The 14,645-nt window shown below is 58.8% G+C and carries 9 protein-coding genes and 1 other RNA gene; 4 read left to right on the top strand and 6 right to left on the bottom strand.

The annotated features are described in order from the left end of the window. The first annotated feature begins 31 nt into the window (after positions 1 to 31). Entirely contained in the window at positions 32 to 478 is a 447-nt protein-coding gene (locus tag RGU44_RS02985) for a hypothetical protein (RefSeq protein WP_322179906.1), read from the top strand. 121 nt (positions 479 to 599) lie between these two features. Here RGU44_RS02985 and ffs read toward each other — a convergent pair. Then, an RNA gene (gene ffs, locus RGU44_RS02980) (signal recognition particle sRNA small type) lies at positions 600 to 696 on the bottom strand. 211 nt (positions 697 to 907) lie between these two features. Between ffs and RGU44_RS02975 the strand changes: the two genes are divergently transcribed. Continuing rightward, on the top strand, positions 908 to 1,417 hold the full coding sequence (locus RGU44_RS02975; RefSeq protein ID WP_322215531.1) for a GNAT family N-acetyltransferase: 510 nt from the start codon (positions 908 to 910) through the stop codon (positions 1,415 to 1,417). Positions 1,418 to 1,434: 17 nt separating this feature from the next. Here the strand turns inward: RGU44_RS02975 and RGU44_RS02970 are convergent, their stop codons facing one another. From RGU44_RS02970 to RGU44_RS02950, 5 genes are all read right to left on the bottom strand, one after another. Continuing rightward, on the bottom strand, positions 1,435 to 2,601 hold the full coding sequence (locus RGU44_RS02970; protein WP_322215528.1) for a zinc-binding metallopeptidase family protein: 1,167 nt from the start codon (positions 2,599 to 2,601) through the stop codon (positions 1,435 to 1,437). A 114-nt stretch (positions 2,602 to 2,715) separates the two neighbouring features. Further along, the gene (ligA, locus tag RGU44_RS02965; RefSeq protein WP_322179911.1) at positions 2,716 to 5,076 is read right to left on the bottom strand and encodes an NAD-dependent DNA ligase LigA; all 2,361 of its coding nucleotides are present in this window, start codon (positions 5,074 to 5,076) and stop codon (positions 2,716 to 2,718) included. A 121-nt stretch (positions 5,077 to 5,197) separates the two neighbouring features. Continuing rightward, positions 5,198 to 6,052 (bottom strand): cell division protein ZipA, encoded by an 855-nt coding sequence (gene zipA / locus RGU44_RS02960; RefSeq protein WP_322215526.1) that lies wholly within the window; start codon positions 6,050 to 6,052, stop codon positions 5,198 to 5,200. A 274-nt stretch (positions 6,053 to 6,326) separates the two neighbouring features. Further along, positions 6,327 to 9,815, bottom strand: coding sequence for a chromosome segregation protein SMC (gene smc / locus RGU44_RS02955; protein ID WP_322179915.1), 3,489 nt, complete (start codon positions 9,813 to 9,815; stop codon positions 6,327 to 6,329). A gap of 4 nt (positions 9,816 to 9,819) precedes the next feature. Then, the gene (locus RGU44_RS02950) at positions 9,820 to 10,479 is read right to left on the bottom strand and encodes a GntR family transcriptional regulator (RefSeq protein WP_322215523.1); all 660 of its coding nucleotides are present in this window, start codon (positions 10,477 to 10,479) and stop codon (positions 9,820 to 9,822) included. 278 nt (positions 10,480 to 10,757) lie between these two features. On the opposite strand from RGU44_RS02950, the gene xdhA reads away from it, so the two are divergent. Continuing rightward, a complete protein-coding gene (gene xdhA, locus RGU44_RS02945) occupies positions 10,758 to 12,212 on the top strand; it encodes a xanthine dehydrogenase small subunit (RefSeq protein WP_322179919.1) in 1,455 nt (484 codons plus the stop codon). Then, positions 12,205 to 14,637 carry a xanthine dehydrogenase molybdopterin binding subunit gene (xdhB, locus tag RGU44_RS02940; protein ID WP_322215520.1) on the top strand — a complete coding sequence of 811 codons (2,433 nt, stop codon included), beginning with the start codon at positions 12,205 to 12,207 and terminating at the stop codon, positions 14,635 to 14,637. Before xdhA ends, xdhB begins: the two co-directional genes overlap by 8 nt. Positions 14,638 to 14,645 lie beyond the last annotated feature (8 nt).

Raw genomic sequence — 14,645 nt, 5'->3', positions numbered from 1 at the left:
GCTGCATTGCACAGTCTATTAGGTAGACATCATGAACATTGACTCGATAAAACGTTGCACGCTTATTGGCGTGGTTCTGATCGGTACGAGTCTTTCATTACCGGCCACCGCCGACTCGCATGGAGGCGGTCATGGTGGCGGCTGGCACAGCGGCGGCCCCGCATGGTGGGGCATAGGAATTGGTTTGGGCCTGGGCTGGGAAGCCGCGCACATTGCCGGCCCTTACTACTACCCTGCTTACCCGGTCTATTACTATCCCGCCCCTGCTTACTACTACCCTTACAGGCCGTCCACGGTGGTGATTGAGCCAACACCGTCGATGCCGCCCGAGAGGATAACGACGGGGGCGCCATCAAGCCCTCCACCCGCGCCCAATTGGTACTACTGCGACTCGGCCAAAGGCTACTACCCCTACGTACGCCAGTGTCCTGAACCGTGGCGCACAGTCCCGGCGACTCCACCCGGACCGACACGCTGACCTGTCCAGCGAGTGCGATTCGAGGAAGGAATTCTGGACGTGAGAAAACACCCTTTGAATCGCCTTGTAGCGAAAGAGTGGTTAGCTGTTTTAATCGAGGAATTTTGCGTTATGGAGGCAACCCCACCAGCCACACCCCGGCACACAATGTTCCCGCTGTGGCTGCTTCCTTCCGGATCTGACCAGGTTCACGGGTAATCGTTGCGGGGGGACCGATGGGGTCACCATAACGACGTTCACCTGACGGCGAACGGCGCCATTGTACCGGTCTGGCGAGAAGTTACAACCGTTGGTTTTGGATTAAAAATCCGAGGGGGCTCAAGCACTTGTGTGACAGAGGCTGGCGGCTGTGTACGGTGGGCCCGACGTTGGGGCTTTTGCGTTACCCTATTCGGCCGTGACGCGATGCGTCCTCGCAGGATTCGATCGATGCAAACTAAATTGGTCTGTTATGAAGACCTATCGGTTGTTCAACGCCAGCAATTGCAACACCTTGAAGTGCTGCCGGAGCAGAAGGCTTTTTCCGGGGATATCTACAGCGCACTGAATGCCCTGCAGGGTAAACCGAATGACGATATCAAGGGTTTTGTACTGATTGCCGACGACTATCCCATCGGTTTTTTTATGCTAAAGCGCGGGCCGTATTTACCGCACTGGGCAGATCAGGATGCCGCCACCCTGCATGCCTTGCAGATCGACCGCAGGATGCAGGGTCATGGCCTGGGGAGAGTCTGCTTGCAGGCGGTCCCGGACATGGCACGCTCGGTGTGGCCAGATGTGGCGCAGTTGATGCTGTCGGTGGATACGGACAATCAGGCGGCGCTTTGCCTGTATCTTGGTCAGGGCTGGGTCGATACGGGGGAAGCGTATCGGGGGCGGATTGGTTATGAGCGGCGGCTGTCGTTGGCATTGCGGGATGGCGCTACCGAGCGTCTATAAGGGGTGTGCGTGCCCCCTCACTGCGCCTGTAGCACCTCGTCCGCCCTGCCCCCGGCTTGCTGAATAACCAAGTGAATGAAGTGCAGCTTGGTAATGACTGCCGAAGACAGAACGAACGGGTAAAAGTCAGGTTGCCCCATGCTCCGGGACAGTTCGTTGAGCATCCCCGCCAGTTCGATCCAGGCGTTGACGAATGAGAGGAACGCAGGACCGCCGGGGTGCTGGGGGTCGTAGAGAGCTTCCAACGTGAATGGCGGATAGTCGAAGTCCATATCCCGTGCGCTCATGCCAAAACCGAGGGCGGTGTCGACGGCATCCATCATGTGCAGGTAGTGGGCCCAGGTTTCAGCCCAGTCTTCCCAAGGATGCATGGTGGCGTAGGCGCTGACAAAACCCTGTTGCCAGTCAGCCGGCGCGCCTTTCTGGTAGTGGTGCTCAAGAGCATCGGCATAACTGGCGCGCTCGTCGCCGAACAGGGTGCGATAAGCATTTTCCCATGGGCTGTCGGGGATCAGACGATCCCAATAGTAGTGACCCACTTCGTGCCGAAAATGCCCGAGCAAGGTCCGATACGGCTCGTGCATCTGCACGCGCATGGCTTCGCGGTGGGCGTCGTCGGCCTCTTCGATGTTGAGTGTGATCAAGCCGTTGGCATGGCCGGTGGAGGGACACTTGCCTTCCCGGTCGACGCCGACGAAATCAAATGCCAGACCGGTATCTTCATCCTGCGCTTTTGGAATCACCTGCAAACCCAACGCGATCAATTGCGCGACAAGGCGGCGCTTGGCGGTTTCGACTTTGCACCAGCGATCCGCGTTTTCTGGAATAGACAGGTCGGGGATGGTTCGATTGAGGCTGCACGCGATGCAGAACTCACTCTGGTTGTGCGCCGGAAACAGCCAGTTGCAGGCAGCAGGCGTGTCCAGGTTGGCGCAACGCCTGTAAAGCTCCAGGCCGGGTTCGTCGCTCAAGCGCCAGGTGCCTTGATCAGGCCCCGACTCGAGCGCGGCCAGCCGACCCTGCTCCGGCAAATAGCCCAGCGCTGCAGAACAGGCCAGGCACCGGGTATTAGGGAAGAAGATCGACTGTCCACAGTGGCACTGCCAGACCTTGCTATTACGTTTGGTCTCGCCCACGAACGGCGCGGCAATGCGGGAGCTGAGTTGCTCGAAGAAGCGGTACATGACGATCTCCTTTTGGCGTACTAGCACTGGATCATGAATTGCATGACCGATTCCGTGTACATGAGGGTGAACCATGACGCCCCCTTCGCAGACAAGTCAGCTCCTACAGATCTGTCAGCTCACTTCAATATTGTGTTTCTTCAGAAACACCACAAACGCTTCTTCATCCAACACTTTTAGCCCCAGTTCATTGGCCTTGGTCAATTTCGAGCCCGCACCAGGCCCGGCGACGACGGTGTGGGTTTTTGCTGAGACTGAGCCTGAGACTTTAGCGCCGAGGCTTTCGAGTTTTTCCTTGGCGATGTCGCGGCTCATCAGCTCCAGGGACCCGGTCAGGACCCAGGTTTGCCCAGCCAGCGGCAGGCCTTCGACGACTTTTTTCTCGCTCTGCCAATGCATGCCGAAGTCTTCGAGTTGCGCCTCGATCTCCAGTGCACGCTGGACGTGCTCTTTGATGTCGAAGAAATCACGCACGGCTTTCGCCTGTTTCTCGGCCAAGGCCTGACGCATGTCCAGCCAGTCGGCGTCGATGATGCCTTGCAGCGAGCCAAATTTGTCCGCCAGTTTTTGCGCTGCACCCGGCCCAATCGCAGGGATGTGCAGTTTGTCGATCATGCCCGCCAAGGTAGTACTGGCTGCGAATTCAGCACCCAGCTCGCCCTGATCCTGCAATTCCAGACCGCGCTCAAGCAATTGCTCGATGACCTTGATGTTGTGGCCATCCCTGAAGAAGCTGTGGATCTCATAGGCGACTTCCAGCCCGACATCCGGCAAATACGTCAACACTTCCGGCAGCGCCTGTTTAATGCGCTCCAGCGAGGCCAAAGAGCGCGCCAGTACCTTGGCGGTCTCTTCGCCAACGTCGGGAATGCCCAACGCATAGATGAAACGCGCCAGGGTTGGTTTTTTGCTGTCGCTAATGGCCCTGAGCAGCTTGTTGCTGGAGACCTCGGCAAACCCCTCAAGGCCGACGATCTGTTCGAACTTCAAGGTATAGAGGTCAGCCGGGGATGACACCAGCCCTTCATCCACCAACTGCTCGACGCTCTTGTCACCCAAGCCGTCGATGTCCATCGCCCGACGGGACACGAAGTGGATGATCGCTTGTTTGAGTTGCGCGCGGCAGGCCAGTCGACCGACGCAACGGTACACGGCGCCCTCGCTGATGGTTTCCTTGCCTTTGCTGCGTTTGACCAGCTGCGTACGCTCGACCCGAGAACCACAGACCGGGCAGGTTTCTGGAATATGCACCGGACGCGCGTTATCTGGGCGGCGGTCCAGGACGACCTGCATCACTTGCGGGATGACGTCGCCGGCGCGACGAATGATCACCGTGTCGCCGATCATCAAGCCCAGACGCGCCACTTCGTCCATGTTGTGCAGCGTGGCGTTCGCGACAGTAACACCCGCAACCTTGACCGGTTTGAGGCGCGCGACCGGAGTGACTGCACCGGTGCGGCCAACCTGGAATTCCACGTCAAGCAGTTCGGTGAGTTCTTCCATGGCCGGGAATTTGTGGGCGATGGCCCAACGCGGTTCGCGGGCACGGAAACCCAGCTCGCGCTGAGAGGCCAGGTTATTGACCTTGAACACTACACCGTCGATTTCGTAGGGCAGCGACAAGCGCCGCTCGCCAATATCGCGGTAGTAATCCTGGCATTCGTCTATGCCGTTAGCCAACTTCAGCTCATGGCTGACAGGGATGCCCCATTGCTTGAGCTTTTCCATGTTGCCGATATGGGTGTCGGCGAACTCTTCCGACACCTGACCCAAGCCGTAGCAGCAAAATTCCAGCGGACGGTTGGCGGTGATCTTCGAGTCCAGCTGACGCAAGCTGCCGGCCGCAGCATTACGTGGGTTGGCGAAGGTTTTACCGCCGACTTCCAGCTGTCCGGCATTAAGCCGTTCAAAGCCTGCTTTGGACATGAACACTTCGCCACGCACTTCCAGGGTTTGCGGCCAGCCGCTGCCGTGAAGCTTGAGCGGGATATTGCGTACGGTACGTACGTTGACGCTGATGTCTTCGCCGGTAGTGCCATCACCACGGGTCGCACCGCGAACCAGCGAGCCATTCTGGTACAACAGACTGACCGCCAGGCCGTCGAGTTTCGGTTCACAGCTGTACTGAACGTGAGCGCCGTCGCCGAACAGGTCGCCCACCGGCAGGTCCAGGCCTTCGACGACACGGCGGTCGAATTCACGCATGTCGTTTTCGTCGAAAGCATTACCCAGACTGAGCATGGGAATTTCGTGACGCACCTGGGTAAATGCCGACAGCGCTGCGCTACCGACCCGTTGAGTCGGTGAATCAGGCGTTATCAGCTGCGGGTTCTCGGCTTCCAGCGCCTTGAGCTCTTGGAACAGGCGGTCGTACTCGACGTCGGGGATGCTCGGCTCGTCAAGGACGTGGTAGCGGTAGTTGTGCTGCTCCAGTGCTGCGCGCAGTTCCAGGATTCGGGTTTCGACGGCGGTCATACGTGTTCTCTCGAAAAGCAAAAAAGCAGCCGAAGCTGCTCAATGTTGATTCGCCACCGCAGGAAGGTCGTTCCGACCTTCTCGCGGGCAAGCGCGCTCCTACAGGTTAAGCGGCGCGTATTTAGCGGCGCTGGGTCAATGCACGGCGTTCGAATTCGGCGATGCGCTGGCGGTAGTGTTCAATGGTCTGCGCGGTCATGACGCTGCGCTGATCATCTTTCAATTCACCGTTGAGTTCGTGGGCCAGTTTGCGAGCAGCGGCCACCATGACGTCGAAGGCCTGTTTCGGATGACGCGGGCCGGGCAAGCCAAGGAAGAAACTCACGGCGCGGGTGCTGAAGTGATCGATATCGTCGAGATCGAACACGCCCGGCTTGACCGCGTTGGCCATGGAGAACAGTACTTCGCCGTTGCCGGCCATGCTCTCGTGGCGATGGAAAATATCCATCTCGCCGAAACGCAAACCACTTTCCAAAATGTTCTGCAGCAACGCAGGCCCCTTGAAGCCACTTTCGTCGCGGCAGATCACACTAATCACCAGCACTTCTTCAACGGGCGGCAGATCTTCGGTACGGCGCGTCGTATCGTCTGCACGTCGCCCAGGCTTGTTCTCGTCCGGAAAGTCTTCGTCGCGACCGGCGTGCAGGCTTGGCCCGTCCAGATCGAGATTCAGATTCAGGTCGCCCTGATGCGGTTCGTCCTTGCGTTTGCGCTTGGCATCACGCGGGGTGACGTTCACCGACGGCAGATCGTGCTCATCCAATTGCGGTTCTTTCTGGTTGTCCAGCACACGCGGCGGCCCCAAGAGCTCGGCGGACGTGGCTTCGTCGTCATCCGGCAGATTGGAGAAGCTTCGGTCCAGCCTGAATTTCAATTTACCCTTGCCGCCGCGCATCCGGCGCCAGCCATCAAAAAGAATACCGGCAATGACAATAATGCCGATGACGATCAGCCACTCGCGCAGACCGATTTCCATGTAATCCAGTGCCTCTAATAAAAATGCTGAGAAATAAGGGCCGAAACCCCTTTAAAACGTGGCGCCAACTCTATGTTCTGACAGGCGTTTTACCCACGCAAAAGAAAAAGTGGTGATTAAACTAGCACGACCAAAGATAACTTTACACCGTCTGTTGCAAAGGGCCGGCCGCTCAAAAGTGGTCAAACGGCTTCAGACGCTTGATAACACCATGCATTCCCATAGCAAAGGGGCCACTAAAACGCCATTTCCCTTGCTGTACAAGGCCTGCACGCTAGGCATCCACCAGCGCCATCGCTTCCTCCACGTCTACCGCAACCAATCGCGAGCACCCAGGCTCGTGCATGGTGACCCCCATCAACTGGTCTGCCATCTCCATGGCAATCTTGTTGTGGGTGATGTAGATAAATTGCACCGTCTGCGACATATCCTTCACGAGTCGGGCGTAACGTCCTACGTTAGCGTCGTCCAGCGGTGCGTCAACCTCGTCGAGCATGCAAAACGGTGCCGGGTTCAACTTGAAAATGGCAAAAACCAGCGCCAAGGCAGTCAGGGCCTTTTCACCACCGGACAGCAAATGGATGGTGCTGTTCTTCTTGCCAGGTGGCCGCGCCATGATAGTCACACCTGTATCGAGTAAATCTTCGCCCGTCAGTTCCAAGTAAGCGCTGCCACCACCGAAAACTTTTGGGAAAAGTGCCTGTAAACCGCTATTTATCTGATCAAAGGTCTCTTTGAAACGATTACGCGTTTCCTTATCAATCTTGCGAATGACGTTTTCCAGGGTATCCAGCGCTTCGACCAAGTCGGCATTCTGCGCATCCAGATAACGTTTACGCTCGGATTGTTGCTGGTATTCGTCGATGGCCGCGAGGTTGATCGCACCGAGGCGTTGAATACGCTGGGCAATGCGCTCCAACTCTTCTTCCGCGTGTTTTTCGTTGGCCTCGCTGGTCAGCGTAGCCAACACGCCATGCAGGTCGTAGCCGTCTTCGAGCAATTGGTCCTGCAGGGTTTTGCGCCGCACCGTGAGCGCCTGCCATTCCATGCGTTGCTGCTCGAGCTGGCCGCGCACCAGTTGCGATTGCTGTTCGGCCTGAGTGCGGCGTTTCTCGGCATCGCGCAGTTCACGGTCGGCGTCTTCCAGCGCCATTTTTGCCAGACGCATCTCGTCGTCGACAGCCATGCGTTTTTCCAGCAACTCTTCGAGCTTGAGGCGCAGTTCTTCGAGCGGCGCCTCGCCCTCTTCCAGATTAAGGCTTAGCTGCTCGCGTTTTTCGTTCAGACGCTCGGACTGCAACTCCAGCCGCTCAAGGGCCTGTCGGGTGGAATCGTGCTGCGCCTTGAGCGACCCTAGACGCACCGCCAATTGATGGGCGTGGTCCTTATGCTGACGGGCTTCCTGACGCACCCGGTCGAGGCGTTCGCGCAGGCTGTCGCGCTGAGCCAGGAGCAACTCACGCTGTTCGGTGTCGATGGCCATGCTGTCCAGCGCGCCCTGCAATTGCAGGCGAGACTCGCCGAGCTGTTCGTGTTCGATGGCGCGTTGCTCGCCCAATTCGCCCAGCTCTTCGTCCAGACGCGTGCGGCGCAGGGTCAATTGTTCAACCTTGGCTTTGCCAGCAGATAGCTGCGCCTTGAGTTCGCCTTGCTGACGCGCTTCATCCTGTAAACGCCGACGCAGCTGCTCGCGGGTGTCTTCTTGCTGCAACTGCTGCTCACGCAGGGTGACAAGCTGCTCTTCAAGGGCGCCCAGGGTGGCTTCGCGCTCCTCACGCTCCAGCCCCAGGCGCTGCAACTCCTGACCGCGAGCGAGCACTCCGCTTTCTGCTTCACTGGCGCGGCGCACCCTTAGAAAATGCCGACCGACCCAGTAACCGTCGCGGCTGATCAGACTCTGCCCTGCCCCAAGCTGACCGCGCAAGGCTAAGGCGTCTTCAAGACTGTCTACCGGTTTGACCTGACCCAGCCACGCCGACAAATCGACCGACGCTTCAACCTTGTCCAGCAAACTGCCAGGAATTCGCATCACGTCGGCCGACGGGCTGAGCAGGCGCAGGTCGCCCTGTTCGAAACCCGCAAGATCCAGTCCAGCGAAGTCATCCACCAGCACCGCTTGCAGGTCGGCACCGAGCACGGTTTCCACCGCCAGCTCCCAGCCCGACTCGACCCGCAGGCCTTCAGCCAGTCGCGGGTGCTCGGTCAGTTGCTGTTCACGCAGCCACTCAGCAGTACCGGTGCCCGGATCGAGCGCCGCTTGTTGCAAGGCTTCCAGCGAGGCCAGCCGACCGTTAAGGCGCTGTAGATCGCCCTGAGCCTGCTGCTGTGCCTGATTGGCTTGATGCAGCTCTCCGCGCAGTTGTTCCAGGCGCTCGACCAACTGTTCTTCGCTGGCGTGCAACTCTTCCAGGGTCATTTCGCGGGTGGCGAGTTCTTCGCTGAGTTCAAGAATGGCCGCGTCTTCCGGGTCTGCGGCGAGCAACTGTCGCTCTTCGCCCAAACGCCGTTGCCGTTCGCCCAATCGCTCCATACTGCTTTCCAGCTGCTGGATGCGCGACTGCTGCACTTCGGCCTGACGCCGCGGTTCGGCAGAGTCCAGATTGAACGCGTCCCACTTCTCCTGCCAGCCGTGCATGGTGCTTTCGGAGTCCTCCAGCGCTGCGGTGGATTCTTCGGCGGCTGCGCTGGTGATTTCCTGTTCGGGCTCGAGCATTTCCAGCTCTTCGCCTAGCGTCGCCAGCAAGGTGCGGTCGTGGCCCAGATGCGACTCTGTTTCCAGCCGCGCGCGTTCCGACTCGCGCAGGTCGTCCTGCAACTGACGCAAACGCTGCTGGCCGTGCTGGATACTTTGCTCGACCCTGGCAATATCGCCGCCCACGGAATAGAAACGGCCCTGCACCAGATTGAAGCGCTCGGACAGGTCGTGATGACCGTCGCGCAGACGTTCAATGCTGGCGTCGGCATTGCGTTGCTCAGCCACCAGTGCTTCGAAACCGACTTCCTGATTGCCGATCACCGCTTCGCGCTGGCCGACTTGCTCATTCAACGCCTGCCAGCGCAGAGCCGACAGTTGTGCCTTGAGTTGACGCTCTTCGCCTTTGTATTCCTGGTACTTCTCAGCCGCCTGCGCCTGACGGTGCAAACGGTCGAGCTGGCGTTCCAGTTCGTCGCGCAGGTCGGTCAGGCGGGCCAGGTTTTCATGAGTGCGGCGGATACGGTTTTCAGTCTCGCGCCGACGCTCTTTGTACTTGGAGATGCCGGCGGCTTCTTCGATGAAGTTACGCAGTTCTTCAGGCTTGGACTCGATCAGCTTGGAGATCATCCCTTGCTCAATGATCGAGTAGCTGCGCGGGCCCAACCCCGTGCCGAGGAAGATGTCGGTGATGTCACGACGACGGCATTTGGTGCCGTTGAGGAAGTACGTATTCTGGCTGTCGCGGGTGACTTTTCGGCGAATGGAGATTTCCGCGTAGCTGGCGTATTCGCCCACCAGGGTGCCATCGGAGTTGTCGAATACCAGCTCGATGCTGGCCTGACTGACGGGCTTGCGACTGGTTGAGCCGTTGAAGATGACGTCGGTCATCGATTCGCCGCGCAGGTTCTTCGCCGAACTTTCGCCCATCACCCAACGCACGGCGTCGATGATGTTGGATTTTCCGCAGCCGTTGGGGCCTACCACCGCCGCCATGTTACTCGGGAAGTTGACGGTGGTCGGGTCCACGAAGGATTTGAACCCGGCCAGCCTGATGCACTTGAGCCGCATAGGGTCAGCCTGCAGTCAGGGCGGACAGTACCAACTTGCAACTGCGCTCGACATAGCTGCGCAGCACATTACGAATCTGCGCATGGTCGCGCGCCACGACCGAGTCGAGCAGTTGCGCGAACAGGGTCAGGTACTCGCTCATTTCCGCCTTGCGTTGGTCCAGCGCCAGGTAATAGTTACGGCTCATGGACGGCTGCAGGTTTTCGACTGTTTCTTGCAGGTACGGGTTATTGGCGAACGGGTAAGCGGCGCGCATTACGTTGAAGCTCTCTTCAACGAACATTTTCACGTCCTGACGCTCGTAGCTGGCGGTCAGGCGCTGCTGAACCCGCAAAAACGGCGCAAGATCAGCATGCGTTTCCCAACGATTGGCCACGGCATTGGCAAGCAGGATGTACAGCTCGCCCATCAGCGCGCACAGGCTTTCAACGTTGTGCGCGTTAAGTTCGGTCACTTGGGCGCCACGACGCGGCAGGATCACGATCAGGTGGCGGCGCTCGAGAATCAGCAAGGCTTCACGCACCGAACCACGACTGACACTCAATGCTTGAGTGACTTTTTGCTCTTGAATGCGCTCACCCGGCTTGAGCTCGCCACGAACGATCCGTTCTGCGAGGTGGTGAGCGATTTGCTCGGCGAGGCTATCCGGCGCCTTGAACGTCATGGTTTTCCTTCAACTTCGGCTAAATCATACAAGCCGCGCAGTGTATCGCAATGGGCAGCCATGGCGCAGGGCCATGGGGGTTGAATCTGGCACGAAATAAGCAATTCTTTGAGCACTGGTCGGCAATTTTGTTACCGATCAGGCACACCGTTAATCGGCAAAACCGGGAAAAGCGATTTTTCCTGACTTAAGGGTCAGCAAATAATTGACCAAAAAGTCAGAGCTGATAAATTCAGTCCATGTGTCGATTACAAAAATAACGTGCAGAGGGGCCTTCCGTGATCCAACTCTTACTCAATCAGGCGCTACGCACCGAGCACGCCCTGGACCCGAATCTGACCGTGCTCAATTATTTGCGCGAGCATCTGGGCAAACCCGGCACTAAAGAGGGCTGTGCCAGCGGCGATTGTGGCGCCTGCACCGTGGTGATCGGCGAATTGAGCACCGATAACGATGGCGCCGAGCACCTGCGCTATCGCAGCATCAATGCCTGCCTGACGTTCGTTGCCTCGTTGCACGGCAAACAATTGATCAGCGTCGAGGACCTCAAGCATCAAGGCCAACTGCACAGCGTGCAAAAAGCCATGGTCGAGTGTCACGGTTCGCAATGTGGTTTCTGCACACCCGGGTTTGTCATGTCGCTGTTCGCGCTGCAGAAGAACAGCAGCGAAGCCAACACTCATCAAGCCCACGAAGCATTGGCCGGCAATCTGTGCCGTTGCACCGGCTATCGCCCGATTCTCGCCGCCGCCGAGCAAGCCTGCACTCAACGCGAGCCCGACCAGTTCGATCAGCGCCAGACAGAGACCATCGCCCGTTTGCGGGCCATCGCACCAAAAGAAACCGGCGAACTCAACAGCGGCGACAAACGCTGCCTGGTGCCGTTGACTGTCAGCAACCTGGCCGATTTGTATAACGCCTATCCGCAAGCGCGCTTGCTGGCCGGCGGTACCGATCTGGCGCTGGAAGTCACTCAACTCCATCGCACGCTGCCGGTGATGATCTACGTCGGCAACATCGAAGAAATGAAACGCATTGAGCACTTCGACGACCGTATCGAGATCGGCGCCGCCACCTCGTTGACCGACTGCTACGCAGCACTGACCGCTGAATACCAGGACTTCGGCGAGCTGCTTCAGCGCTTCGCCTCCTTGCAGATCCGCAATCAGGGCACCTTGGGCGGCAACATCGGCAACGCCTCGCCCATCGGTGACTCCCCTCCTCTGCTGATCGCCCTCGGTGCGCAGATTGTCCTGTGCAAAGGCGAAGTCCGCCGCACCCTCGCGCTGGAAGACTACTTCATCGACTACCGCGTGACGGCACGCCAGGAAAGCGAGTTCATCGAAAAAATCATCGTACCCAAGGCCAACGACAGACAGGCGTTCCGCGCCTACAAAGTGTCGAAACGGCTGGACGACGATATTTCTGCGGTGTGCGCGGCCTTCCGCTTGCAGGTCGAGAATGGCGCCGTTGTCGATGCGCGCGTTGCATTCGGCGGCATGGCGGCGATCCCTAAACGCGCCGCTGCCTGTGAACACGCGCTGATCGGCGCACCTTGGACCTCGGCCACCGTGGAGCGTGCCTGCGCGGCCCTGGCTGAGGATTTCACCCCGTTGTCAGACTTTCGCGCAAGCAAGGAATACCGCCTGCTGAGTGCGCAAAACCTGCTGCGCAAATATTTCATCGAGCTGCAAACGCCTCACATCGAAACGCGGGTGACCTCTTATGTCTAACCATGCCCCGGACCAAACCTTGGAAGACAGCCAAGCCGAAATGGCCGCGCTGTTTCAGCAGGACCTGAGCACGGGCGTGGGTCGCAGCGTCAAGCACGACAGCGCTGACAAGCATGTGTCCGGCGAGGCGGTGTACATCGACGACCGTCTGGAATTCCCGAATCAATTGCACGTGTATGCAAGCCTGTCCGACCGCGCCCACGCGCGGATCATCAGCGTCGACACATCGCCGTGCTATGCCTTTGAAGGCGTGCGCATCGCCATCACTCATGACGACATTCCGGGCCTCAAGGACATTGGTCCGCTGCTGCCGGGCGATCCGTTGCTGGCCATCGATGTTGTAGAATTCGTCGGTCAACCGGTGATCGCGGTTGCCGCACGGGATATGGAAACCGCGCGCAAGGCGGCAATGGCCGCGATCATCGAATACGAGGACCTCGAGCCCGTTCTGGACGTGGTGGAGGCCTTGCGCAAAAAACATTTCGTCTTCGACAGCCATACCCATCAACGCGGTGATTCGGCCAGCGCTCTCGCCAGTGCGCCGCATCGCCTACAAGGCAACTTGCACATCGGCGGGCAGGAACACTTTTACCTGGAAACCCAGGTCTCGTCAGTGATGCCCACCGAAGACGGGGGCATGATTGTCTATTGCTCGACGCAGAACCCCACCGAAGTACAAAAGCTGGTGGCCGCAGTGCTCGGCGTGTCGATGAACAAAATCGTGGTCGATATGCGCCGCATGGGCGGTGGTTTTGGCGGCAAGGAAACCCAGGCGGCAAGCCCTGCGTGCCTGTGCGCGGTGATCGCCGTGTTGACCGGGCTGCCGACCAAGATGCGTCTGCCCCGGGTCGAAGACATGCTGATGACCGGCAAGCGTCACCCCTTCTATATCGAATATGACGTCGGCTTCGATGACAGCGGACGCCTGCACGGGATTCAGCTGGAGTTGGCTGGCAACTGCGGCTGCTCACCGGACCTGTCCAACTCTATTGTCGACCGGGCGATGTTCCATGCCGATAACGCGTACTACTTGGGTGACGCCACCATCAATGGCCATCGTTGCAAGACCAATATCGCCTCAAACACCGCCTATCGCGGCTTCGGCGGCCCGCAAGGCATGGTCGCGATCGAAGAAGTGATGGACACTATCGCCCGTCACTTGGGCAAAGACCCGCTGGACGTGCGCAAAGCCAACTACTACGGCAAGACCGAGCGTAACGTTACCCATTACTACCAGACGGTCGAGCACAACATGCTCGAAGAAATGACCGCCGAACTGGAGGCCAGCAGCCAGTATGCAGAACGGCGAAAATCGATTCGTGCCTACAACGCACACAGCCCGGTGCTAAAAAAAGGCCTGGCGCTGACCCCGGTGAAATTCGGCATTTCCTTCACCGCCAGCTTCCTCAATCAAGCCGGTGCGCTGATCCATATCTACACCGATGGCAGCATCCACCTGAACCATGGCGGCACCGAGATGGGCCAGGGTCTGAACATCAAGGTTGCGCAGGTGGTGGCCGAGGTGTTCCAGGTTGATATCGACCGCATCCAGATCACTGCGACCACTACCGACAAAGTGCCGAACACCTCGCCGACGGCAGCTTCCAGCGGTGCAGACCTGAACGGTAAAGCTGCGCAGAACGCTGCTGAGATTCTCAAACAACGGTTGGTGGAATTTGCTGCGCGGCAGTACAAGGTCGGCGAAGATCAGGTGCAGTTTCACAATGGCCACGTGCGGGTTGGCGAGCACATTCTGTCGTTCGAATCCCTGGCGCAACAGGCATGGGTCGGTCAGGTATCGCTGTCGAGCACTGGCTATTACAAGACACCTAAAATCTATTACGACCGCAGCCAAGCGCGCGGTCATCCGTTCTACTACTTCGCTTACGGCGTGGCTTGCGTTGAAGTGGTGATCGATACCTTGACCGGCGAATACAAGATGCTCCGCACCGACATCCTGCATGACGTGGGCGCCTCGCTGAACCCGGCCATCGACATGGGCCAGGTCGAAGGCGGCTTCATTCAGGGCATGGGCTGGCTGACCATGGAAGAGTTGGTGTGGAATGCCAAGGGCAAATTGATGACCAACGGCCCGGCCAGTTACAAAATTCCGGCAGTCGCCGACATGCCCCTGGACCTGCGGATCAAGCTGGTGGAAAACCGCAAAAACCCGGAAGACACGGTGTTCCATTCCAAGGCCGTGGGCGAGCCGCCGTTCATGCTCGGCATCGCCGCCTGGTGCGCGATCAAGGACGCCGTCGCCAGCCTTGGCGACTACCGACATCAACCGAAGATCGACGCGCCTGCGACCCCGGAGCGGGTGTTGTGGGGGTGCGAGCAAATGCGCACGTTGCATAGCGCGACGGCTGCGGCCGAGCGCGACCCTGGGCGCATCGCTGGCGAGCCCGCGCCTACAAGAGCTTAGGAGACCGC

The sequence above is a fragment of the Pseudomonas sp. 5C2 genome (assembly GCF_034314155.1).
Lineage (GTDB): Bacteria > Pseudomonadota > Gammaproteobacteria > Pseudomonadales > Pseudomonadaceae > Aquipseudomonas.
The sequence above is the reverse complement of the archived record's forward strand: the minus strand, read 5'-3'. Positions and strand labels throughout refer to the sequence as shown.

Bases quoted from the DNA above. Each gene is read 5' to 3' on its own strand.
- RGU44_RS02985 (WP_322179906.1), top strand. From the start codon at position 32: ATGAACATTGACTCGATAAAACGTTGCACGCTTATTGGCGTGGTTCTG.
- RGU44_RS02975 (WP_322215531.1), top strand. From the start codon at position 908: ATGCAAACTAAATTGGTCTGTTATGAAGACCTATCGGTTGTTCAACGC.
- RGU44_RS02970 (WP_322215528.1), bottom strand. From the start codon at position 2,601: ATGTACCGCTTCTTCGAGCAACTCAGCTCCCGCATTGCCGCGCCGTTC.
- ligA (WP_322179911.1), bottom strand. From the start codon at position 5,076: ATGACCGCCGTCGAAACCCGAATCCTGGAACTGCGCGCAGCACTGGAG.
- zipA (WP_322215526.1), bottom strand. From the start codon at position 6,052: ATGGAAATCGGTCTGCGCGAGTGGCTGATCGTCATCGGCATTATTGTC.
- smc (WP_322179915.1), bottom strand. From the start codon at position 9,815: ATGCGGCTCAAGTGCATCAGGCTGGCCGGGTTCAAATCCTTCGTGGAC.
- RGU44_RS02950 (WP_322215523.1), bottom strand. From the start codon at position 10,479: ATGACGTTCAAGGCGCCGGATAGCCTCGCCGAGCAAATCGCTCACCAC.
- xdhB (WP_322215520.1), top strand. From the start codon at position 12,205: ATGTCTAACCATGCCCCGGACCAAACCTTGGAAGACAGCCAAGCCGAA.